We start from the raw sequence: 21479 nt of genomic DNA, 5'->3' as shown, positions 1-21479 counted from the left end.
GGAAGGAATGCCCGGATGCTGTTGCGAGGGGATTAAGTGGGGATTAACACCCAGTGCAGGGTCAGCGCCGCCAGCACGCCATAACGCAGGCTCTTGGCCAGCGTGACCAACAGCAAAAACCGCCACAGCGGTTCGCGCATTACCCCAGCGACCAAGGTCAGCGGGTCACCGATGATCGGCACCCAACTGAGCAATAACGTCCAGTGCCCCCAGCGTTCGTAATGGCGACTGGCCTTGTCGAGCTGCTTTGCGCTGACCGGAAACCAGCGGCGATCCTTGAAGTGTTCAACCCAGCGGCCCAGCCACCAATTGACCACCGACCCCAGGACATTGCCCACCGTGGCAATACCCAGCAGCAGCCACAGGCTATAGTGGCCGCTGAGCAATAAGCCAACCAGCACGGCTTCCGATTGCAGTGGTAACAAGGTTGCTGCGCCAAAGGCGGCAAAAAACAGCCCCAGGTAACCGGCGAGCATTAATCAGTGGGCCGGGTAGTCAGCCACCACCACATCCTGACCGTCGCGCGTCAGGCCGATGACCTGGTAGGCCTCGCGGCGCTCACCCATTTCCATACCGGGCGAGCCCATGGGCATGCCGGGCGCGGCAATGCCTAGCAGATCATCACGTTTGCGCAGTGCCAGCACCTGCTCGGCGGGCACATGGCCTTCGACGAACTTGCCGTCGATCACGGCGGTATGGCACGAGCCCAGGCGCGGCGCTACGCCCAGGCGCTGCTTGACGGCGCTCATATCGGCTTCGACATGGTCATTAACCTTGAAACCGTTGGTTTCAAGGTGACTGATCCATTTTTTGCAGCAACCGCAGTTGGCGTCGCGGTGCACGTCGATAGGGATCAGGTCGGCGGCCTGGGCCAGGGTGGTGGTGAACAGGGCGCAAAGTAGGGCCAGTCGCAGGGGGTTTTTCATGTGGGGCTCGTGGGCAAGAGGACGGCGTCGGGATTTTGCGGCGATCATGACGACGTCATCGCAGGCAAGCCAGCTCCCACAGGGTGAGCGGGGTGCCAGTAATGTTTCTAAATTATACGAAAGCCGCGTTTTCAAGGCGGTGCTTGAGTTGGTCCAGCGCAATGGTCGACAGGTCGATCATGCGCGCGTGCAAGGTGGCCAGTTGCAATTCGGTCTCGTAGGTGAGCACCCGTTTGAACAGCGTGCCGCCACGGTGGGGTTGCAGGAAGTAGTGAATCGAACCGTCTACCGCGAGGGAGGTGAACACGGTCTTGAATTCACTGGGGCGGCGGGCGATTTGTACGCGATAGCTCATGGGGACGCGCACGCCCAGCAGGTCGATGATTTCGGTAAAGCGCGTGCCGGCCGGCAGTGAGCCGGTGGTGCCGGTGTCGGCACTCAGGGAGGTGGGGTGCCACTCGTGCCAGCGATCCGGCTGGGTCACATAGTCGTAGATGACCTCGATTGGCGCCTGGATAAAGCGTTCCTGACTGATCCGCTCCAAGCGGGCCGAATGCTCAGCTGCATGCATGACACACCTCCTGTGTGGCGAGAGTTTGTCCTGAGAACTGTCAGAATAGTCCCACTCCCGCGCATTGCACGGGAGTGTCTCAGTCTTTTATCAGCGCACCTTGAAGCGGCCCATCAATGCAATGACCCGGCCATTGGCATCCAACAGGCTCTGAGTGTTGGTTTGGGTGGCGTGGCCACTTTCTACCAACTCATCGACCATCTGTCGGATCTGCACCATGCTGCGGTTGATCTCCTCGGTCACCGCGCTTTGCTGCTCGGCCGCCGTGGCGATCTGGGTGCTGAGGTTATTGATATGGCTGACGGAACCGGCCATCTCATCCAGCCCGGTGTTCACCCGTGCCGTGGCATCCGCCGCCGACTGGCAACTGGCCTGGGTGTTTTCCATGGCCGCCACCGACGAACTCACGCCGGTGGTCAGGCGCGCGAGCATCTCGTTGATCTGCGAGGTGCTGGCCTGGGTCCGTGCCGCCAGCGCCCGTACTTCATCGGCCACCACCGCAAAACCACGGCCTTGCTCGCCAGCCCGCGCTGCTTCAATGGCTGCGTTAAGGGCCAGCAGGTTGGTCTGGCCGGCAATCGCGCCGATCACGCCGAGGGTTTCGGTGATGCGTGCAGCGTCCTGGCGCATGGCCTCCACGGTGTGGGTGGCGCTGGCGACTTCGCCGATCAAGGCGCTGACACTGGTGGACGCTTCGCCCACCACCACGCGGGAGCGGTCGGCATGCTCGTTGGCGCGCTGGGTGAACGAGGCGGTTTCCGCCGCGTTTTGCGCGACGGTGTCGGCAGTCGAGCTCATTTGCGTGATGGCGGTGACGGTCTGGTCGGTCTCCGAGGCGTGGCGCACCAGGATCTGGTTGGTGTGGGCCGATGTCTGCTGCAGTTGCGCCAGGCTCGACGACATGGCGCCCGTGGCCTGGGTCACTTCACCAATCATGTTCTGCAAGTAGACGATAAAGTGGTTGACCGAATGGCCGATGGCGCCCAGTTCGTCTTCGGCGCGAATGGTGATGCGTCGCGTCAGATCGGCGTCGCCGGCTGACAAGGCATCGATATTGGTCTTCAACGACTTCATGCGCTGCACCAGTTGGCGGATCGCATAGGCGGCCAGCAGCACCAGCAGCAACACCATGGGAATTTGCAGCAGGGCCAGGCTGCCGAGCACGTCATCACGCTGGGCAGTGATCAACGAGGTCGGCAGGGCGGTGGCGAGGAACCACGGCGTGCCCTCGATCGGGCGCAGGTAGAAGGTGCTGGCCACGCCCTGGTTGTCGAACTCGTTACGCACAAGCCCTTGGTCACGATGGGCCAGTGCTTGACTCACTTGGGCGGCAAACGCCGAGGTGCTGGCCAGCTCGCTGATGTTCTTCAACACCACCGGGCCGCTGATGCGCGAACTGTTGCTGATGATCTTGCCGTCGCCTTCAACGATCAGCATCTGGCCGCCGATGTCTTTTTCCTTGCTGGCCACCAGCTCATTGAAGAACCCCAGGGTTACGTCAATGGTGGCCACGCCATAGGCTGCGCCATCGCGCTGAATGGCCATGGCACAGTTGGTGCGTGGCTCCTGGCTGGCGTCGTCCTTGTAGGCGGCGGCCCAGGCGCACTGGCCGCGCGGCGAGGCGAGGCCGCCTTTGTACCAGCTCTGGTCGTAGTAGTTGGGCGCAGCGTCGCTGTTCCAGAACGTGTTGACCGCCAGTTTGCCCGACGCATCACGGTGCCAGAAGGTGCTGAACTTGTTGCGCCCTGGAGCGCGCTGGTTGGGCAGTGGCCAGATACCGCCGCCGAAGACTTTCAGCTCGCCATACTGGTCCACCAGGCCGGGCAGCACCTTGTCGATGGCATCGCTGTCGAGCAGGGGAATGGTTTGGGTGATGCTACGTTGTTGGGCTTGAACCTTGTTCAGTTCGCCCTGGATGCGCTCAGCCACTTCGGCGACGCGGTTGAGCACCACCTGTTCTTCGGTATGGCGCAGCGTGGGGGCCACCAACTGGCCGATACCGACAACGGTCAACACCAATATCAGCAGGACGAACAGCACCAGAAACAAGGTGTAGCGGGTTTGGATGGAGCGCAGAGGGGGCATGGGATCGTCCTTACGAAGCGTTATTATCGACGCGGCTTTGTTAGAGCTTCGTAGGGCTATCGGCTTGGAGAGAAGGAGCTTTAGGTACGATGGTGCAAAGTGAGTGGGCAACGGTGACCTTGCCGGTGTTCGCCACTGCAAGGTCACCCCTTGAGCTGACCTTATTGGCCAGTGGTGCTCGGTTTCACCTCAGTGAAAGCCGAGCCTTGCGTGGTGTCGAAGTGATCATTGGCGCCAGCGAAAATACGGTCCTTGCTCCGATTATTCCGAATGCGGTCATTACCTTCGCCGGTGAAGAACGACGTACGGTCATGCCCCACCAATTCGTCGTCGCCGCCTTCTCCGTGCAGGTAGTTGTCCCCACTCCCACCCAAGAGCGTGTCGTCGCCGGGACCACCATTGAGAAGGTTCCATTTATGCGCGCTGCTGAACCCGGCCTGGAGGTGGTCGTCGCCAGCCTCGCCGAACAGAATGGTAGGGCCGCTGCCGCCGTACAGCCTGTCGTTGCCGTCGCCACCTTGTGCAACGCCAAAGCCACTGCCCAAGCGCAGCGTATCGTTGCCGTCTTGCCCAAGGAGTCCGGTCGGGCCTGCGCCGGCCTGGAGTCTGTCGTCGCCATCACCCCCCTCGATTAACACGTAATGCTTGACGTCATCCTCGACGATGACTGTGTCATTACCGCCATTGGTCTTGATCAACAGGTTGTTGTTCAAGCTTTGTTGGGGTGGGATATCGACCACATACGACTGTCCGTTGACGATGAACTGCAACTTGTCACCTGGCCAGCTGCGCACGCGAATGATGTCGTCGTCGTTACCGGTTTCCACCTTAAGTTGATTGGCAACAATCTTAGGTTTACCGGGGTACGCCGTGCTCCAGGTGATTTCGCGGCTAAAGGTCACATCGCCTTTTTGGAGCAGTATGTGTGTCCTGACGTCTCGCGCGCCCGGTGACAGGTCGGCGGGTGGATCATAGGGTGAAGGTTTGGGCTTGACCGGCTCGACGCTTGGCACAAGGTGACGCGCGGTTGCTGGGGCGTGAGCGTAGGGAGAGAGCATGGTGATGTCCTTCTCGATAACCAAGGTATAAACCTGACAGCAGGTCAGGGCTCCTCTTACGTGGGCGATCGATGCAAGAGCGTTCCTGGCAACCGCGCAGAGCTTGCGACTGGATATGTCGTTCGTCCGGTGATGATCGGCCGTAGAGGGTCAGACCAGGTAGCGCTTGCGCAAAGGCCGGTCCATTTCACGACTGGAGGTATAAACAGGAAGCCTCTCTCATCGCCTAAAACGGTCGGATCGCAATACACCACTGCCGCGTCGGCACGTGAGCCGGGCCTGTTGTGTGGTGCGTTTTCACGCAATTTCCGGCTTTCCTGGTTGCTAATTCCGCCATTGACCTTTGCGATAAGCCCCAGGCTGCTGGCCGGTGGTCTTGTAGAACGCCCGAGTAAACGCTGCCACCGACTGATAACCCACCGCCAGTGACACATCGGCCACGGTCATGTCTTCTTTGAACAGGCGGCAGGCATGGCGCATGCGCATCATCAACAGCACCTGCCCCGGCGATTGCCCGCACAGCTCGCTGAAACGCTTGAAAAATGCCGAGCGCGACAAACCGGTGCAGGCTGCCATGCTTTCCAGGGTCCATGGGTCTGCCGGTCGGGCGATCAATTGCTCGAGCAACTCGGCGAACGCCGGTTGTCGGCCCAGTGCCGCCAGACCGCCCAGTTCGCTGTTATCGATGACTTGCTGACGCAGCACATACAGAAACAATAAATGGCACAAACGCTCGAGCAATGCCGAGGAGGGCGCCGGGACGCGCTCGCACTCTTGCAGGATCAATTCGAACAAATTACGCGCAGCAGTAAGCGATGGGTCGCCGGCGCGCAGGATGATCCAGGCGGGCAAGCCGTCGACGATCATCGCCGACAAACCGGAATGGAAGTGAAAAAAACCGCAGACCAGGCCGACGCCATCGTCGGCGTTGCGGTCCAGCGCCAGCATCGGTCGGCGCGGGCATTCCTGCGCTGCCGCGGCCGTGGCCTCGCCAGACAGCCGATACTCGAGGTCACGCAGCAGAAACACCGCATCACCATTATTCAGGTGATGGGGAAGGGGTTCGCCGTCAATATGCAACCAGCATTGGCCCTGCACAATCAGGTGGAAACTCGCGCTGGCCAGCCCATGGGTGCTGGCATGCCACGCGCCGCAATAGCGGCCGACATGGAACAGGCTGGTGTTGAGTTCGAGGCTGTCTAATAACCAATCAACGAGCGCACTGGACGAATTCATCTAACGGAAAGACTCTAGAGCAAGTAATCGCTACTTTAGCCTATTGAGGCGTTTTTTTATAACCAACAGACTTAGGCGATGAACCCATCAGGAGACCACTCCATGTCCCGTGTACCGTTGCTCACCCCCGAAACCGCTCCGGAAGCGGCCAAGCCCTTCCTGGAAAATGCGCTCAAAGGCTCGGGTTTCATTCCCAACCTGCTCGCCGTGTTGGCCAATGCACCGGCGGCGCTGGAAACCTACATCACCGTGTCCGGGCTCAACGCCAAGTCTCAGCTGAGCCTGGCCGACCGCGAAGTGGTGCAGCTGATTGCCGCCACCACCCACGGCTGCGATTTCTGCGTGGCCGGCCATACCGCTGTCGCGCGCAATAAAGCCAAGCTGCCCGAAGACGTGATTGACGCCCTGCGCCAGCGCGGTGAATTGCCCAACGCCCGTTATGAGACACTCGCCGCCTTCACCCGCGAAGTGATCGCCACCCGTGGCGATGTCAGCGACGCGGGTTTTGAAGCGTTCCGCGCCGCCGGTTATACCGAGGGCCAGGCGCTGGAAGTTATTTTGGGCGTCAGCCTGGCAACCCTGTGCAACTTCGCTAACGTGTTTGCCCGTACCCCGCTGAACCCGGAGCTGGCGCAATACCGTTGGGAAAAACCGGCAAGCTGAATCGGCGATGGTCCACCTGCTGTAAAAAGGAGAAACGAATGCTTGACCCTATCTTGAGCCGTTGGCTCGATGTTCAAGCGCAGGCCCTGGATGTGGGCAGTTGCGATCCACAGGAAGTGCTGCCAAGGCTGGCAGAGTCGAATGTATTAAGCATTGGCGTGCCCAAGGCGCTGGGCGGCTTGGGCGGTGATGTGACGGGCGCGGTGGAAGCCATTGCCAACGTGGCCAGCCATTCCCTGGCGGCGGCGTTTGTGTGCTGGGGCCAGCGCTCTTTTATCGAATATTTGTTGCAGAGCCCGAATGAGCGGCTGCGCGAACACCTGTTGCCGGACCTGCTCAGCGGCAAGCTGGCCGGGGCGACCGGGCTCTCGAACGCGATGAAATTTTTGTCCGGCATCGAGACCCTGCAAATCAGCGCGGAGCCGACCGAAGACGGTTGGACCCTTAATGGCCGCCTGCACTGGGTGACCAACCTGCGCAAGAACGGTTTTGTTGCGGCGGCGGCGATTGAGCATGCCGGCGGCGGCGCGCCGTTTATTCTGGCCATCCCGGATTCGGTCGCAGGGCTGCAGCGTTCGCGTGACCTGGAACTGATGGGCCTGCAATCGAGCAATACCGCGGCCCTGGGCCTGGAAGGCGTGGAGCTGAGCCGCGACTGGTTGCTGCATGAAGATGCACGCAAGTTTCTGCCGGCGGTGCGCCCGGCGTTCCTGGGTTTGCAGTGCGGCATGTCCATTGGCCTGGCGAGGCGCTCACTGGCGGAAGTGGCCAACCATTTGGGCTCCTCACGCACGGTGTTGCGTGACGAGCTGGAAGCCTTGCGAGCGACCCTCGATCACCTGGTCACAGAACTTAAAGGCGGCCTGTTGGCCGGTCGTTTTGCCGTCGAGCCGGTGCCCTTGTTCAAACTGCGCATCGCCCTGGCCGAAACCGCCGCCAGCGCGGTGCAGCTGGAACTGCAAGCCAGTGGTGGCAAGGCCTACCTCACAGCCCATGGCAGTGGCTTTGCACGGCGCTGGCGCGAGTCGGCCTTTGTGCCGATCGTGACGCCAAGCCTGGTGCAGCTGCGCACCGAGCTGCACCGTCAGGCCAACCTATGAGTCAGGCGGTACTGAGCGCCGAGGGTATTTGCCTGGGCTATGCCAGCGGGCCGGTGTTGCAAGGGTTTGATTTGCAGCTGCAGCCGGGCGAAGTGGTGTCGATCCTCGGCCCCAGCGGCGTGGGTAAATCCAGCCTGCTGCGCGTGCTGGCCGGTTTGCAGGCGCCCCAGGGCGGTAGCGTGCAGGTGCTGGGCGAGCCGCTGGCCGGGCCGCATCCACGGGTGGCAGTGGCGTTTCAAGACCCCAGCCTGTTGCCCTGGCTGAACCTGGAAAAGAACGTCGCCTTTGGCCTGGATTTCGCCCGTCAGCCGCACTTGAGCCCTGAGCAGCGCCGCCAGCGCGTCGACCACGCCATTGCGGCGGTCGGCCTGGAACATGCGCGCCAGCAGTTTCCAGCGCAGTTGTCCGGCGGCATGGCCCAGCGCACTGCGTTGGCCCGTTGCCTGGCCCGCCAGCCGCAGGTGTTGCTGCTGGATGAGCCGTTCGGCGCGCTGGATGAAGTCACCCGCGCCGACATGCAGCACCTGCTGCTCAAGGTCAACCGCGAGCAGGGTTCGGCGGCGGTATTGATCACCCACGACATCGACGAAGCGCTGCTGTTGTCCGACCGCATCCTGCTACTGGGCAACCGCCCGGCGCGGACCTTGGGCGAATGGCACATCGATTTGCCGCAACCGCGCGAAGAGCAGGTTGAAGCCATCGGCGCGTTGCGTATCGAGATTCTGAAAACCTTACGGCAGGCGAGCCGCCCTCAACCCAACCCCATTGACCAACAGGAGTTTTCACATGTGTCTGGATGACCTTACGCACTCGCGCCGTGACTTTCTCAAACTCTCGGCGGTGCTCAGTGCCGCCGGTGCCTTGCCGCTGCTCAGCAGCCTGCAAGCCCGCGCCGCCAGCGAGCCGGACGCGCCGGTGCGCATTGGCTATTTGCCGATCACCGACGCCACGCCCTTGCTGGTGGCGCATAACAACGGTTTGTTCGAGGCCGAAGGCATCAAGGCCGAGCGCCCGGTGCTGTTGCGCAGTTGGGCGCAGGTGATCGAGGCGTTTATTTCCGGGCAGGTCAACGTGATTCACTTGCTGTCGCCGATGACGGTATGGGCGCGCTACGGCAGCAAGGTGCCGGCCAAAGTCGTGGCCTGGAACCATGTCGGCGGTTCGGGCCTGACGGTTTCGCCGGGCATTACCGAGGTGAAGCAACTGGGCGGCAAGTCGGTGGCGATTCCGTTCTGGTACTCGATCCACAACGTAGTGGTGCAGCAACTGTTCCGCGACAACGGCCTTACGCCAGTAGCGCGTGCCGCCGGCGCTGCGATTGCGGCCAATGAGGTCAACCTGATCGTGTTGCCGCCTTCGGATATGCCGCCGGCATTGGCGAGTAAACGCATTGACGGCTACATCGTCGCCGAGCCGTTCAACGCCCTGGCGGAAAATCTCAAGGTCGGCCGCGTGCAGCGCTTTACCGGCGATGTGTGGCGCAACCACGCCTGCTGCGTGGTGTTCATGCATGAGCATGACCTGACCAACCGCCCGGAGTGGTCGCAGAAGGTGGTCAATGCCATCGTCAAGGCGCAGGTGTGGACCCGCGATAACCGCGAAGAGGCGGTGAAACTGCTGTCCAAGGACGGCCCGAACCGCTATACACCGCACGCCGAGCCGGTGTTGAGCAAGGTGCTGGCCCCGGCCGCCGCCGACCGTGCCGCGTACCTGGCTGACGGCGCGATCCAGCATGCCAACTGGGACGAGCATCGCATCGACTTCCAGCCGTACCCATTTCCCAGCTACACCGAGGAATTGGTACGGCGCTTGAAGGACACTTTGATCGAAGGCGACAAGAAATTCCTCGCTGACCTGGACCCAACGTTCGTGGCCAAGGACCTGGTGGACGACCGCTTCGTGCGCAATGCCATCGAGTCCGTGGGCGGCATGAAAACCTTCGGCTTGCCCGACGGTTACGAACGGCACGAGGAGATCGGCGTTTGAACAACGGCAGAATCCCTGGCTGGTGGCTGGGGCTGAGTGGTTTGGCCGGCTTGCTGTTGCTGTGGTGGTTGGGCGTGAAAGTGTTTGGCGACGCCGATGGCTTGTCGGCGCGCTTTTCCCTGGCGGCAACCGCAAGCAGCTTGTGGGAATTGCTCGGGCGCAGCGAGCTGTACCTGCACATCGCGGTGAGCCTGAAGCGCATATTCGTTGGGCTGTTTCTGGCCTTGTTGGTCGGTGTGCCGTTGGGGCTGCTGGTGGGCAGTTCGCGCAACCTGGAGGCCGCCACCACACCGGCGTTCCAGTTTCTGCGGATGATCTCGCCACTGTCCTGGATGCCCATTGTGGTGATGTTGATGGGCGTGGGTGACCAGCCGATTTACTTCCTGCTGGCGTTTGCGGCGGTGTGGCCGATCATGCTCAACACCGCCGCTGGTGTACGCCAGTTGGACCCGCGTTGGTTGCAACTGAGTAAAAGCCTCAGCGCCACGCGCTGGGAAACCCTGCGACGGGTGATCATTCCCGGCGTAGTCGGGCATGTGTTGACCGGCGTGCGCCTGGCCATTGGCATTTTGTGGATCGTGCTGGTGCCGTGCGAAATGCTTGGGGTGAGCGCGGGGCTGGGGTATTACATCCTCGACACGCGTGACCGCCTGGCGTATTCGGAGTTGATGGCGATGGTGGTGGTGATCGGCTTGCTGGGGTTTGCGCTGGATGCCTTTGCGCGCTGGCTATATCAACGTTGGGTGCACGCAGGCTGACTGCAGGCGTCTCGCTTTGCTCACTGCAAAGCGAGGCGCGCGTGGTGTCAGCGACGCTCGTAGCCAGGGCCGCCATCGTAGCGATGGTCGTGGTCGTGCCAGCCGCCACCGCCGCCACGTGGGAAAAAGAAGCAGCCGCTCATGGTCAACATGATCAGCAATGGAATCAACAGTGTGATTCGACGGAGCATTTTCAAATCCTCTAAAGTACCGACAGGTTCAATCAGGCGCGGAACAAGCCAAAATTTCTCAGCGCCTGTAACATATGACCCTGCCGAACCGGTGCCATCCCCGTAACCGGGTATGTGCTTGGCATGCTCGGCGATACAAAGTGGATACATTCTTAAGCTTCAGGAACCCGTCATGACCCAAAAGCAACGTTTGAAATATTCGATTCTGATCGCCCTGACAGTACTGGCGTCGATGTTTGGCCTGTCTTATCTGCAAAACACCGGCGTGATCAGCGAAAAAACGTTCCAGTACCTGGCGATTGCGATTGCCGTCGTGGTAGTGGTGATCAACGGCATCATGCGTCGCAAGGTCAAGCCTCACTTCTGATGCCTGCTGGAGCGCCGAGCGAAAGCGTCAGGCGCGACGGTCGAGCACTTTGGCAGCCTCTGCATGGAGGCTGTAGCTCTTATCGGCATTGAGGGTGATCACGCCCTCGCTGCACAGGCGCTTCAGCACCTCGCGCACACTGAGAAACGACAACGGAATGCCCAGCTCCAGCAAATGGCTGTGCACGCCGCGCACGCCCAATGTGCGCTGGTTGTCGGCAGCAGTGAGGAGGGCGTCAATGACCTTCAGCCGGATCAGGCTGGTGCGCAAACCGAAGCACTTGAGCAAATGGCGGATACGCTGGTTGCCGTGCTCCGGCGCTTTGCCGAACGCTTGTGCGCCGCCGCCGTAATTGGCGTCGGCAGCCGGTGAATGTCCATCCATGGGCGGTTGCGGGTTGTACATGCAAAAAACTCCTTATCAGAGCCTGATCAGGAAAATGATGGCGCTCTTATTTGAATAAGACGAACGAGCGAGCGAAATCATGAAGTCCTGGATGTAGAAATTTTGTCGGTATCCGCTTTGTCACACGTCGACCGCCCTTAAAAAACACCCGCTGCGGCTAAATTATTCCCGGTTGCCTGCGTTCTTACGGTGGGGTCGTTGCCCCCTGTAAGGGTGTCCAAATTGACTGTGGAGCTTGCGTGATTATTTCCAACCGGTTGTCCAAGGCGTGCGTGGCAGGGCTGTTGCTGGGGCTGAGCCTGAATGCTTCAGCGCGTGAACAGGTGACACAGGCTTCAGCCGATATTCGCCGCACCACCTTCGGCGTGCCGCACATCCGCGCCAATGATGAGCGTGGCTTGGGTTACGGTATTGGTTACGCGTATGCGCAAGACAACCTGTGCCTGCTGGCCAATGAAGTGGTCACGGTGAACGGCGAGCGTGCGCGGTTTTTCGGCCCGGACCAGGCGACCCTCGAAGAGCGCAACAACCTGGCCAGTGATGTGTTTTTCAACTGGCTGAATACGCCCCAGGCGGTTGCCGCATTCTGGAAGGCGCAAACCCCACAGATGCAGCAGCGCATCGAAGGCTATGTCGCCGGCTACAACCGTTATCTGAAAGAGCAGGGCGCACCGACCCAGTGCCACGCCACGTGGGTGCGCCCGTTGGTCGTGGAAGACCTGGTCAAGCTGACCCGCAGGCTGCTGGTGGAAGGCGGTGTCGGCCAATTCGCCGAAGCCCTGGTCGGCGCCACGCCGCCTAACGCGACTGCCGCTGTGCCGTCGAGCATGAAGGCCTTTGAACTGGCAGCAGTCAATCAACAACGTTTCAGCCTCGACCGTGGCAGCAACGCCGTGGCCGTGGGCCGTGATCGTTCATTTAATGGCCGTGGCATGCTGCTGGCCAACCCGCATTTTCCGTGGGTCGGTGGCATGCGTTTTTATGAGATGCACCTGACCATCCCGGGCCAACTGGACGTGATGGGCGCAGCACTGCCGGGTTTGCCGGTGATCAATATCGGCTTTAACCAGCACGTGGCCTGGACCCACACGGTGGACACGTCCAAGCATTTCACGCTGTATCGACTGACCCTCGATCCCGAGGATTCCACGCGTTATCTGCTGGATGGGAAATCCATCGCTATGGAGCATCGTGCGGTGAAGGTCCAAGTCAAACAACCCGATGGCAGCCTCAAAGAGGTCACTCATACGGTCTACAGTTCGCAATTCGGCCCCGTGGTGCAATGGCCCGGCAAGCTCGACTGGGACAGCCACTACGCCTTCAGCCTGCGCGACGCCAACCTGGGTAACGACCGCGTGCTGCAACAGTGGTACGCGATGAACCGCGCCACCAGCCTTAAAGACCTGCAAACCTCGGTGCACACCCTGCAAGGCATACCGTGGGTCAATACCGTGGCCGCCGACGACCAGGGCCAGAGCCTCTACATGAACCTGTCGGTGGTGCCCAACGTCAGCGCCGCCAAACTGGCGCAATGCAGCGACCCTCGCGCGGGCCTGCAAATGATCATGCTCGACGGCGCCCACAGCGCCTGCGCCTGGGACGTTGACCCGCGTGCAGCGCAACCGGGCATCTTCGCTGCCGACCAGTTGCCGCAATTGCAGCGCACCGACTACGTGCAACACTCCAACGACTCGGCGTGGCTGGCCAACCCCAAGGCGCCACTCAACGGCTTCTCCCCGGTGATCAGCCAGGACCACATCGGCCTCGGCCCGCGCGCACGCTTCGCCGTGCAACGCCTGCAATCCCTGGAGAAGCAACCGATCAGCGTGGCCGACCTGCAAAACATGGTCATGGACAACGAGGTGTACCTCGCCGGACAAGTCATGCCAGACCTGCTCGAATATTGCGCCAAGCACCTGGGCACTGACGCCGCCGCGCTGCAACCGTTGTGTACCAGCCTGAAAGCCTGGGACCAGCACGCCAACCTCGACAGCGGCATCGGCCTGGTGCATTTCATTAACCTGGTCGAACACCTGCAACAAATCCCCGACGCCTGGCGCGTGCCTTTCGATTCGTCACAACCGTTGACCACCCCCCGTGGCCTGGCCATCGACCACATCGAGGTGGCCAAAGCCCTGCGCGAAGCCATGCTGGCCTCCAGTGAAGAGGTCAGTAAACTCAAGGCCACCCGCTGGGGCGACATCCAGGTCAGCGGCCAAACCCCCATGCACGGCGGCCCGCAACAGCTGGGCATCTACAACGCCATGCAAACCGTGCCCCGCGCCGACGGCAAACGCGAAGTCGTCAGCGGCACCAGCTACCTGCAAATCGTCACCTTCGACGACAAAGGCCCCCAGGCACTGGGCGTGCTGGCCTTCTCCGAATCCAGCAACCCCGCATCCAAACACGCCAAGGACCAGACCCAAGCCTTCTCCGAGAAAAAGCTGCGCGCGCTGCCCTTCACCGAAGCCCAGATCAAGGCCGACCCGCACTATCAGCAGCAGCGCATCCAGGAGTAGGGCAGGCCCGCAACCCCTTGATGGCTATACGAAATATTTTTGAAATCAAGGGGTTGCAGGTAAAAGCAAATACGTACATAATGGCGCCCATCGAACGCAACGAAGCATTTAAAACTTCAATGCATTCAATGAGTTAGAGTAGAGGCAGGGTTTTACAGCCCACTCAAGTTTTTATGCGGTGAATGTCAGTAGTCAGGGCGTTGATCGTTTGAGGCCGAGTAGCAAAATGGTTATGCAGCGGATTGCAAATCCGCCTACGCCGGTTCGATTCCGACCTCGGCCTCCACTCTTGAAAACCCCGTAGATTAACGTCTACGGGGTTTTTTATTGTCTGCGATTTGGTCATCGCTTCCGCAATTTTTCGGATCACTTCCGCAACACTGCCTTTTTTCGGGAAATTCAAGACGCCGTTATCGTTATGCCTCTCCTCGATTGGACGTGGGATTGTGCTTGAGACTAAGGAGCCTAAGCGCCCACAACGGCCGGAAGCGGTCATACGTAGCATCTGCTGGCTCATCCGAAGTCCAGACGCGTTTGTTATCAAGGTTGACGTTCGGATTCCATTGACGGCTCGGCGTTCTTGCAGGTCGTCGATAAAGCTACTCAGGCCGGATTGGATTCCGGCATCCTCCAAACGAAGACGGAGACGTTTTTCGGTCTTGCCCTGACCAATCAGCAAAAAGCCATTGTTCAAGTCGGTGGCTGCAATCTTGAGCACATCGGCGGGACGTTGGCCGGTCAGGTAGGCCAGATCCATCCCGTTCTTGAGCTCCTGTACCGCTTCCGCGTATACCGCGTTCCATACGGTTTCACCGGCATAATAGTCCCGTGGCTTTTCCTTGTTTCGGCGAACGCCAAAGCAAGGGTTTGCTTTGTCAGTCAGCCCTGCATACAACGGAGGGGAAAGAGAGAAAGTTCGGTTCTTATGCTGACCAGCGCTTCGTTTGCTCAGATGGAGCTCGACCGTAGTCTGAAGTTAGTCCGAGATGGCCGCTGACTGAGTTACGACAGGCAGGCGTTTTTCTGCCTCGTCGATAATCAGTGCGATGGTTTTTCTGGCGATGGGTGACAACGTACGGCCGGCATGAAACACGATGGTTTCCGGGATAGAGCGCAAATGTATGGGGATCGCAGGCTGGATTTTTTCGATTAGATCGATCAGCACGCCACTCTCCAAATCAGGCGCTAGCCAAGATTGCCAAGTGAGCAGTAGCGCGTCGCTAGTCAGCGTGGCCTGACGCAGGCAGTTCAGCTCATTGCATACCAACTTCCACGGCAGTAGTGTCGTCGAGGGCATTCCGAATAGCGCCCGGGCGTGCACGTCGTCCGTGGTCACAGCAGCCCACGGGTAGGCGAGTAGTTGCTGATGCGTCACCGGCTCGGCCTGTCGAGCCAGTGGGTGCTCGTGGCGACAGAAGATAGAGGCCGGTTGTGGCGGCAAACTCCGAACGTCAAAGCGTGGGTCTACCCCCTGCTCGACCCGCACGCTCGCTACGACAAACTCGATGTCTTCCTGTGCCAGTTGGTTGGCCAAGTGATGCCAGTAATTGACTTCAGGGGTCACCACCAGCTTGGGCGCGCTCTTGCGCAAGGCCAGCAGCACGTTGGGAAGGGTGGTGTTGGCGGTCATCATGCCGACGCCGAAGTTGAGTTCACCTCCCTGCCCCCCGGCGATGTCGCTGGCCTCCGCGACCAACTTGTCGGCGCACGCCAGCATCTCGCGCGCCCGAGCAATGAGCTGGTGACCAGCGCATGTCAGCGTCACTGAGCGGGTGTCCCGATCAAACAGGCGCACCTTTAGGTCTTTTTCCAGCGATTGGATGCTACGGCTGAACGCCGTCTGCGAAAGATGGGCTCGCTCCGCAGCCCGGGAGAAGTGCAGTTCCTCTCCAAGCAAGACCAGGTGACGAATTCGCTTCAAGTCAATTAAGTCGCTCAATGCATCAATCGCTCTTCATATTTGCATTGGACGGTTGTACCTCATTCCCAGAAAATTCGCCAGAGTTTGCGCTTGGTTGGCAGCCTGCGCGTTTGCGTTTCGATGCCCTGAAACGATGACGGCCGGCTCAACTTTAAAAAGGGTGAGACCTTCTTGATGATCTTCAAAGGCATTCACGACCTGCAATTGAGTACAGAGCTCCGTGTGATCTTGCGGCCTTAGGTCTAATTGGTTGCTGTGAACAGAAAAGGCCTGCTGGCCACCCGATTGCGACGCAATCCGAGTAATCAAGCGTGCGAAGGAGACTAAAATGCAAGTGAAAATAGACGCTCTGCAAACCTTGCCGGGCAGCGCTATAGCCCAGCATGACGTCCAGCCGCAGTTCCTCAGCGCCGACGCCAGCGATCCGCAGGTCATAGGCTGGATGCAAGGTTCACCGCCGGTGCCGGAAAAGGTCGTGCGGTTCAGCAGCATCCTGCAGTTCCCGCAGACGCGCTGGTCGTTCTCGCATCTGCGCGAGCTGTTGCCAAGCGTGCAGGTCGCGCGTGGAAAGGGAGCAGCCAGCCCGTTACCTCGCGCCGAACGCGGAGACATCGACGCCCTGGTCTTCACCCTACTGGGCAGCGACCGCACTATGACCTGGGAACAGTCACTGAAGGCCAACTACACCGATGGGATCCTGGTACTGCACCGCGGGCAAGTGGTCTATGAACGCTACTTCGGCGCGTTGACTGATCAGGGCCAGCACATTGCCATGTCGGTCACCAAATCTTTTATCGGCACCTTGGCGGCGATGCTGGTCGAGGAAGGTAGTATCGACCCACAGGCGAAGGTCAGCCACTACGTTCTGGAGTTGAGGGACAGTGCATTTGGCGATGCCACGGTACGCCAAGTAATGGATATGACAGTCGGTGTTCGCTACTCGGAAGACTACGCCGACCCCAAAGCGGAAATCTGGGAGTACTTACGAGCCGCCCATATGACATCGCGACCGGAGGGATACGTCGGCGCAACCGCGGTGACCGAATACCTGATGAAACTGCGCAAAGAGGGCGAGCACGGTCAGGCCTTTGCTTACAAGACGGTCAATACCGACGTTTTGTCCTGGGTGATCCAGCGCGCGACGGGCAAACCCATCGCAGTCAATCTACAAGAGCGCATCTGGAGCAAGCTAGGGGCCGAGCAGGACGCCTACTTGATCGTCGATGAGGTGGGTACCGCGTTTACCGGTGGCGGTTTCAACACCTCGTTGCGCGACTTGGCCCGTTTCGGCGAGATGATGCGCCTGGACGGCAAGTTTAATGGCCAGCAGATAGTGCCCAAGAGCGTGATCGCGAATATTCGTGGGGGCGCCAGCCAGCAAGACTTCGCCAAGGCAGGCTATGAGCTGCTGCCAAACTGGAGTTATCGCAACATGTGGTGGGTGTCCCACGACACTCATGGCGTCTACTCGGCACGTGGGCTCCACGGACAAAGCATGTATATCGACCCCAAGGCGAAAATGGTCATTGTGCGTTATGCCTCGCACCCCTTGGCTAGCAGTTCGAACTTCGATCCGACTACCTTGCCCGCCTATCGAGCGGTGGCCAATCATCTGATGGCCAGCTCGCTATAGTGCGATGAAAAGCGGTAATAGCAGGCATTGGAGAGTGGGCGGCAGTGTTCCGCGATGTACCATTCGCCAATGTTGAGTCGTTTCGCAATAACGAATACTGCTTAGACCGGTTGACCAACGCTGGTTTGAACGATTACTTATTTTAATTTTTAATAATATTTATACTGGAATATATTGTGGGCTCGCTAACTAATCCTCAAAAACCTAGTTTTAGAAGTCGCGCACTTATAGCATATCTTTTGCTGGTCAGGCGAAAATCAGTTTATGGCTCCTTGGATAGAGTGCTGAAGAGTTTTCGGAAATCACGAGAGCAGGGCCCTGCAAGACCAACTATTAAAATGCAAAAGAAAATCTCCATCGAACTCCAAATGGTTGATGGTATCGAAGTCTACAGGCTAGCCCCTAAAGATGACCAAGCAAGCTCCAAACATATTTTCTATCTTCATGGTGGAGCTTACGTTTGGCCTATTACGTTTCTGCACTGGCGCTTTCTTCAAACGTTAGTCGAAAGATATGGCTATATTATCATAGTGCCGCTTTATCCCCTTGCACCAGAGACTAAATGTAAAACCGTTATTTTTCGCATGTTGTCTATATATAAGCTTGCTTGTTTTAACGCTCGATGTCACGCAATGAATGTAATGGGCGACTCAGCTGGCGGCGGCCTTGCAGTTGCCCTCTGCTTCGCGTTAACAGATATCGGATATGTGCAACCTACTAAGCTAGTATTGATCTGCCCTTGGATGGATGTCACGTTGAGTAACGAGTTAATTTCAAAAACCGAGAAGTCAGATCCAATGCTCTCCGCGAGAGGTTTAAGAGCGGCCGGCATGATGTATGCGGGAGATCTTGGTACGGACCACAACTACGTAAGTCCGATTAACGGAGATCCAGAAAATCTACCTCCGATCCTTATTTTCGCTGGCACCCGCGACATTATTCACCACGATGCAATTAATTTCTGTGAGAAAACGTTGGCGCTTGGAGGTGAGGTTCAGTTGCATATCGGGAGAGGAATGATTCACGTGTGGCCAATCCTTCCGATACCTGAAGCGAAACAAGCTATGGATAAAATAGCTTGTTTTCTTTAATGCTGGTATGAGCGTCAACTGTCAAGTAAATAAGTGATGCGCAGCAGTCCTGTATGATTTCGAATCGGTCAAGCTAAATAGCTCTATTTAGAAACTTAGATCTCGCGGCTAACGACGGCATTGAGATTGCGATGCTGACTTCACGCTGCAAAGCGAACGGAGGGCGGTTCTTCATAATGTAAAACACGGTAATTGTGACATATGGCAGGTTTCTCAAGCCCGGTGGGTTCGTCATGCGATTAACAGCGGTGATATTGTCGTGCTCTGTCTACGTGAGCGTTCTTTCACTGTGCGCATCTGCGGACAATGTAATGCTGAAAAATGGTGACCGTGTTAGCGGAGACATCATTTTGATGGAGGGCGCAAATCTTGTTCTGAGTACGAATTACGGAGGCGATATAACGATCAGTAAGGACCAGATTCAAACTTTGGAAAGCAAGCAGCCGCTCATGGTAAAGCAAGTGGGCCAGTTGCAAGGAACTGTTGAATCGATTCAAACCGGTCCGCAAGGCAACGTGCGAGTTGGTGTGGGCGTTGGTTTGAGTCTTGTCGACCTTAACAATATCGACCAGATTATGAAGCCCCAACCCAACCTCACGGCTGCAATTTGGAAGGGGAACATTGACCTTGCGCTTCATGCCGAAAAGGCTAAGGCAGAGAGTGAAAATGTTGAACTTGCGGCACAAACAAGTTTTGTCAGTGGCTCTTGGCGGCATAGCGCGACTGCTCACGTCCGCGAAGATGACGCAGAGGTTGCAAGTACGGCAAACTGGAGTGCCGAGTACTCCGTGGATCGTTTCCTAACCGATAACTGGCTTTGGGAAGGAGGCTTCAATTACAAAAAGGATCAGTTCGAAGACCTAATAACCAGGCGAAAAATTGGCACCGGTCCCGGTTACCAATTCTGGGACGATCAATTAGGCAAGCTTACCATCGTAGCGCTGTTGAATCGTATGCGTTTCGGGTACTCAGACGGTAGCAGTAGTACGTTTTACTTCACGTCTGCCCGCTGGGACTTCAAACGATATCTGGTTGGAAAAAAGTTTGAATTTTTTACATCGGGTGAGTTGGGAAGGCCACTCAGCGATATAGCATATTATGCTTATGACTCTGAGCTAGGCTTGCGTTACAGTGTCACGGAATGGGCTTCCTTAAATCTGAAATATGAACACGCGGTAGTCGCGGGTAAATCCGATAATAGCAACTTGGACAGTGCTAGATATACAGCCGGTTTTGGTGTGAATTGGTGATGAATATTTTGCATGCCTGGATGAGCGCCCAGTGCGACCTCGAGCCCGAAGGTTCGGCCATCAGCAAAGCAATCGATGACAGCCTGAAATTCTGGGCAGCGCTGTAGCGCTACTGCAAACATGGACACCAGCGCCGGGTAGTAACCAGGGAAATTGATATTCTTGGGCTGACTCCGCCGACCTGGCAATCTGGACTGGATTACGAATATGAGACGTGGGGAAACGATCCGTTTAATATAGACACAGTCTTGGCGTCATCGCAAAGTGTGATTGGCAAACGCTTACTTAGCGGGCGCTTACAGCGTAGCTTAATGCGTCTCGTCTTATATGAGGCGGGCAGCTTAGATAAAAAACTAGATCCGGCTATGGAGGGCAGCGATGCCTATCCATTTCAATATCAATATCAGGAGATGTAGCGTGAGTCGTAGCAAAAAAGTGTTGGGCTGTGCATTTGTTATGGCAGTGTTGGCAGGGACGCTCTGGGGGGCATGGAAATTCTCATCACCCTCGGTTCAACCCTTTGCTTCGCTAAGACCGCAAGTCGGTCAAGGATCTCCGGACTTGACGGTGCGTTTTCTGGGCGCTGGCACATTGAGCTTCGATGATGGGGAGACTGCGATCATGGAGGACGGTTTTTTCTCACGGCCAAGTATTTATTCGGTGCTACTGACGGCTATACAGCCTAATGAGCAGCGCATTGATGCAAGTTTGCGCAGCGCTGGCATTTCCAAGCTTGCAGCGATATTCGTCGCGCATTCGCATTACGACCATGTCCTGGACAGTGGCTTGGTTGCTCTCAAAACAGGCGCTACGGTATTGGGTACAGCATCGACTGCCAACGCCGTTATGGGTGCCGGATTACCTCCTGAGCGTATCAAGGTAATCAAAGACGGAGATTCTTTTTCGTTTGGTCAATTTCAAATCAAAGCCTTCGAGACCCCGCATTCACCACATCCCACCTCACCAGGCTTCATCGATCATCCGCTGCACACTCCTGCCCGGCAGGAGGATTTCAAAGTTGGCGAAAACTTCTCGTACCTGATTACTCATGGCAGCCGTCGTCTTCTGGTGATCGCCAGTGGTAATTACAGTCCAGGCAAGTTCAAGGATGTCAGGGCAGATGTGGTGTTCCTTGGCATCGGAACGTTAGGTAAACAAACCCCGGAGTTTGTCGCGCAATATTGGCAAGAGGCGGTTGTCCAGACGGGCGCTAAAATCGTGATCCCGATCCATTGGGATAATTTTTTTGAGCCCTTGGACCAACCGTTGACCGCTATGCCGCGCATATTGGACTCTTTCGATCAGAGCATGGGCATGTTGATACCCCTGGCACAACGGGACGCTGTGAAGGTGCAACTGCCTGTCGCTTTCGCCCCGATCGATCTAGATGCCTTGTAGCCATTGAATAGGCCGGCGACTCGGTTGGCCTAAGGAAGCCACCGGTAAATTAAGAAAACGCAAGGACCTGATTTTCTCAAAGAAATATGGGGGGAGTGATCTATGGCGCCCAAAAAATAGCCCCATGCGCTCGGTCTTGTGTCGGTTGCAGGCAGCAGGAATCAGCCAATTCCTGCTCTTCGTGAAGGAATGTTTTGGGCCGATAGCTGCCTGTCTTGCCGTTGTGTCGAGGGCCAGCTCAGGGAGTGGGTGAAGCGACGGCGGCGATGCTGATCAGCCAAGATTGGAGCGAAAAACAGTTCCGCAATGAAAAATCAACGT

21 protein-coding genes, 1 tRNA gene and 2 pseudogenes are annotated in these 21479 nt (G+C 58.0%); 15 read left to right on the top strand and 9 right to left on the bottom strand.

The genetic code is table 11. The annotated features are described in order from the left end of the window. Positions 1-32: 32 nt before the first annotated feature. From GIW28_RS22965 to GIW28_RS22940, 6 genes are all read right to left on the bottom strand, one after another. Entirely contained in the window at positions 33-476 is a 444-nt protein-coding gene (locus GIW28_RS22965) for a YqaA family protein (protein WP_017138910.1), read from the bottom strand. Between the two features lie 3 nt (positions 477-479). Then, positions 480-926 (bottom strand): DUF411 domain-containing protein, encoded by a 447-nt coding sequence (locus tag GIW28_RS22960; protein ID WP_138453598.1) that lies wholly within the window; start codon positions 924-926, stop codon positions 480-482. A gap of 112 nt (positions 927-1038) precedes the next feature. Then, complete coding sequence (locus GIW28_RS22955) at positions 1039-1497, bottom strand: SRPBCC family protein (protein WP_017138908.1); 459 nt, start codon at positions 1495-1497, stop codon at positions 1039-1041. A 90-nt stretch (positions 1498-1587) separates the two neighbouring features. Beyond that, positions 1588-3582 carry a methyl-accepting chemotaxis protein gene (locus tag GIW28_RS22950; protein ID WP_170037595.1) on the bottom strand — a complete coding sequence of 665 codons (1995 nt, stop codon included), beginning with the start codon at positions 3580-3582 and terminating at the stop codon, positions 1588-1590. Between the two features lie 161 nt (positions 3583-3743). After that, a complete protein-coding gene (locus GIW28_RS22945; RefSeq protein ID WP_080593797.1) occupies positions 3744-4640 on the bottom strand; it encodes a calcium-binding protein in 897 nt (298 codons plus the stop codon). A gap of 324 nt (positions 4641-4964) precedes the next feature. Then, positions 4965-5876 carry an AraC family transcriptional regulator gene (locus GIW28_RS22940; RefSeq protein ID WP_176992154.1) on the bottom strand — a complete coding sequence of 304 codons (912 nt, stop codon included), beginning with the start codon at positions 5874-5876 and terminating at the stop codon, positions 4965-4967. 102 nt (positions 5877-5978) lie between these two features. Here GIW28_RS22940 and GIW28_RS22935 point away from each other — a divergent pair, with 102 nt between their 5' ends. Genes GIW28_RS22935 through GIW28_RS22915 form a run of 5 tightly spaced genes read left to right on the top strand, consistent with a single transcriptional unit; the run spans position 5979 to position 10383 of the window. Further along, complete coding sequence (locus GIW28_RS22935) at positions 5979-6539, top strand: carboxymuconolactone decarboxylase family protein (RefSeq protein ID WP_236447628.1); 561 nt, start codon at positions 5979-5981, stop codon at positions 6537-6539. 38 nt (positions 6540-6577) lie between these two features. Then, entirely contained in the window at positions 6578-7639 is a 1062-nt protein-coding gene (locus GIW28_RS22930; protein WP_099549677.1) for an acyl-CoA dehydrogenase family protein, read from the top strand. Further along, positions 7636-8439 (top strand): ABC transporter ATP-binding protein, encoded by an 804-nt coding sequence (locus GIW28_RS22925; protein ID WP_099549678.1) that lies wholly within the window; start codon positions 7636-7638, stop codon positions 8437-8439. Before GIW28_RS22930 ends, GIW28_RS22925 begins: the two co-directional genes overlap by 4 nt. Then, on the top strand, positions 8426-9625 hold the full coding sequence (locus tag GIW28_RS22920; RefSeq protein ID WP_138451690.1) for an ABC transporter substrate-binding protein: 1200 nt from the start codon (positions 8426-8428) through the stop codon (positions 9623-9625). Before GIW28_RS22925 ends, GIW28_RS22920 begins: the two co-directional genes overlap by 14 nt. Before the next feature lie 11 nt (positions 9626-9636). After that, positions 9637-10383, top strand: coding sequence for an ABC transporter permease (locus GIW28_RS22915; RefSeq protein WP_370589405.1), 747 nt, complete (start codon positions 9637-9639; stop codon positions 10381-10383). Between the two features lie 47 nt (positions 10384-10430). Here GIW28_RS22915 and GIW28_RS22910 read toward each other — a convergent pair whose 3' ends face one another. Next, positions 10431-10574: a hypothetical protein gene (locus GIW28_RS22910; protein WP_017138899.1), complete on the bottom strand. Its 144-nt coding sequence runs from the start codon at positions 10572-10574 to the stop codon at positions 10431-10433. A 172-nt stretch (positions 10575-10746) separates the two neighbouring features. On the opposite strand from GIW28_RS22910, the gene GIW28_RS22905 reads away from it, so the two are divergent. Continuing rightward, on the top strand, positions 10747-10941 hold the full coding sequence (locus GIW28_RS22905) for a hypothetical protein (RefSeq protein WP_017138898.1): 195 nt from the start codon (positions 10747-10749) through the stop codon (positions 10939-10941). Between the two features lie 27 nt (positions 10942-10968). Here the strand turns inward: GIW28_RS22905 and GIW28_RS22900 are convergent, their stop codons facing one another. Continuing rightward, positions 10969-11346: a fe2+ zn2+ uptake regulation protein gene (locus GIW28_RS22900; protein ID WP_176992157.1), complete on the bottom strand. Its 378-nt coding sequence runs from the start codon at positions 11344-11346 to the stop codon at positions 10969-10971. A 239-nt stretch (positions 11347-11585) separates the two neighbouring features. Between GIW28_RS22900 and pvdQ the strand changes: the two genes are divergently transcribed. The 3 genes from pvdQ (at position 11586) to GIW28_RS30675 (ending at position 14862) form a co-directional block, all read left to right on the top strand. Continuing rightward, positions 11586-13865 carry a bifunctional acylase PvdQ gene (gene pvdQ, locus GIW28_RS22895; protein ID WP_236459087.1) on the top strand — a complete coding sequence of 760 codons (2280 nt, stop codon included), beginning with the start codon at positions 11586-11588 and terminating at the stop codon, positions 13863-13865. A gap of 212 nt (positions 13866-14077) precedes the next feature. Beyond that, a tRNA-Cys gene (locus GIW28_RS22890) sits at positions 14078-14151 on the top strand. Between the two features lie 294 nt (positions 14152-14445). After that, complete coding sequence (locus tag GIW28_RS30675) at positions 14446-14862, top strand: hypothetical protein (protein ID WP_329606475.1); 417 nt, start codon at positions 14446-14448, stop codon at positions 14860-14862. Here the strand turns inward: GIW28_RS30675 and GIW28_RS22880 are convergent. Further along, entirely contained in the window at positions 14842-15804 is a 963-nt protein-coding gene (locus GIW28_RS22880; protein ID WP_017138895.1) for a LysR family transcriptional regulator, read from the bottom strand. The two genes, GIW28_RS30675 and GIW28_RS22880, sit on opposite strands and share 21 nt — an antisense overlap. A gap of 111 nt (positions 15805-15915) precedes the next feature. Here GIW28_RS22880 and GIW28_RS30865 point away from each other — a divergent pair. The 6 genes and pseudogenes from GIW28_RS30865 to GIW28_RS22845 form a co-directional block, all read left to right on the top strand. Then, positions 15916-15993: pseudogene (locus GIW28_RS30865) on the top strand (hypothetical protein); the annotation flags it as partial. Between the two features lie 121 nt (positions 15994-16114). Continuing rightward, a complete protein-coding gene (locus tag GIW28_RS22870; protein ID WP_236447892.1) occupies positions 16115-17419 on the top strand; it encodes a serine hydrolase domain-containing protein in 1305 nt (434 codons plus the stop codon). Between the two features lie 338 nt (positions 17420-17757). Next, positions 17758-18510: an alpha/beta hydrolase gene (locus GIW28_RS22865; protein ID WP_017138893.1), complete on the top strand. Its 753-nt coding sequence runs from the start codon at positions 17758-17760 to the stop codon at positions 18508-18510. A gap of 311 nt (positions 18511-18821) precedes the next feature. Continuing rightward, entirely contained in the window at positions 18822-19760 is a 939-nt protein-coding gene (locus GIW28_RS22860; protein WP_225932993.1) for a DUF481 domain-containing protein, read from the top strand. 116 nt (positions 19761-19876) lie between these two features. Beyond that, positions 19877-20032, top strand: a pseudogene (locus GIW28_RS22850) (AAA family ATPase); the annotation flags it as partial. 145 nt (positions 20033-20177) lie between these two features. After that, on the top strand, positions 20178-21158 hold the full coding sequence (locus GIW28_RS22845; RefSeq protein WP_236447893.1) for an MBL fold metallo-hydrolase: 981 nt from the start codon (positions 20178-20180) through the stop codon (positions 21156-21158). Positions 21159-21479: the final 321 nt, after the last annotated feature.

This window comes from Pseudomonas sp. PA-5-4B (assembly GCF_021606215.1).
GTDB lineage: Bacteria > Pseudomonadota > Gammaproteobacteria > Pseudomonadales > Pseudomonadaceae > Aquipseudomonas > Aquipseudomonas edaphica.
Note: the sequence above shows the minus strand (reverse complement) of the source record. Positions and strands in the feature narration are given on the sequence as shown.

What these genes read in the sequence shown, in the direction of transcription:
- GIW28_RS22940 (WP_176992154.1), bottom strand. Translation starts at nt 5,876, where the DNA reads ATGAATTCGTCCAGTGCGCTCGTTGATTGGTTATTAGACAGCCTCGAA.
- GIW28_RS22905 (WP_017138898.1), top strand. Translation starts at nt 10,747, where the DNA reads ATGACCCAAAAGCAACGTTTGAAATATTCGATTCTGATCGCCCTGACA.
- GIW28_RS22960 (WP_138453598.1), bottom strand. Translation starts at nt 926, where the DNA reads ATGAAAAACCCCCTGCGACTGGCCCTACTTTGCGCCCTGTTCACCACC.
- GIW28_RS22955 (WP_017138908.1), bottom strand. Translation starts at nt 1,497, where the DNA reads ATGCATGCAGCTGAGCATTCGGCCCGCTTGGAGCGGATCAGTCAGGAA.
- GIW28_RS22870 (WP_236447892.1), top strand. Translation starts at nt 16,115, where the DNA reads ATGCAAGTGAAAATAGACGCTCTGCAAACCTTGCCGGGCAGCGCTATA.
- GIW28_RS22930 (WP_099549677.1), top strand. Translation starts at nt 6,578, where the DNA reads ATGCTTGACCCTATCTTGAGCCGTTGGCTCGATGTTCAAGCGCAGGCC.
- GIW28_RS22860 (WP_225932993.1), top strand. Translation starts at nt 18,822, where the DNA reads ATGCTGAAAAATGGTGACCGTGTTAGCGGAGACATCATTTTGATGGAG.
- GIW28_RS22910 (WP_017138899.1), bottom strand. Translation starts at nt 10,574, where the DNA reads ATGCTCCGTCGAATCACACTGTTGATTCCATTGCTGATCATGTTGACC.
- GIW28_RS22865 (WP_017138893.1), top strand. Translation starts at nt 17,758, where the DNA reads ATGCAAAAGAAAATCTCCATCGAACTCCAAATGGTTGATGGTATCGAA.
- GIW28_RS22965 (WP_017138910.1), bottom strand. Translation starts at nt 476, where the DNA reads ATGCTCGCCGGTTACCTGGGGCTGTTTTTTGCCGCCTTTGGCGCAGCA.
- GIW28_RS22925 (WP_099549678.1), top strand. Translation starts at nt 7,636, where the DNA reads ATGAGTCAGGCGGTACTGAGCGCCGAGGGTATTTGCCTGGGCTATGCC.
- GIW28_RS22920 (WP_138451690.1), top strand. Translation starts at nt 8,426, where the DNA reads ATGTGTCTGGATGACCTTACGCACTCGCGCCGTGACTTTCTCAAACTC.
- GIW28_RS22900 (WP_176992157.1), bottom strand. Translation starts at nt 11,346, where the DNA reads ATGTACAACCCGCAACCGCCCATGGATGGACATTCACCGGCTGCCGAC.
- GIW28_RS22945 (WP_080593797.1), bottom strand. Translation starts at nt 4,640, where the DNA reads ATGCTCTCTCCCTACGCTCACGCCCCAGCAACCGCGCGTCACCTTGTG.
- GIW28_RS22935 (WP_236447628.1), top strand. Translation starts at nt 5,979, where the DNA reads ATGTCCCGTGTACCGTTGCTCACCCCCGAAACCGCTCCGGAAGCGGCC.
- GIW28_RS22950 (WP_170037595.1), bottom strand. Translation starts at nt 3,582, where the DNA reads ATGCCCCCTCTGCGCTCCATCCAAACCCGCTACACCTTGTTTCTGGTG.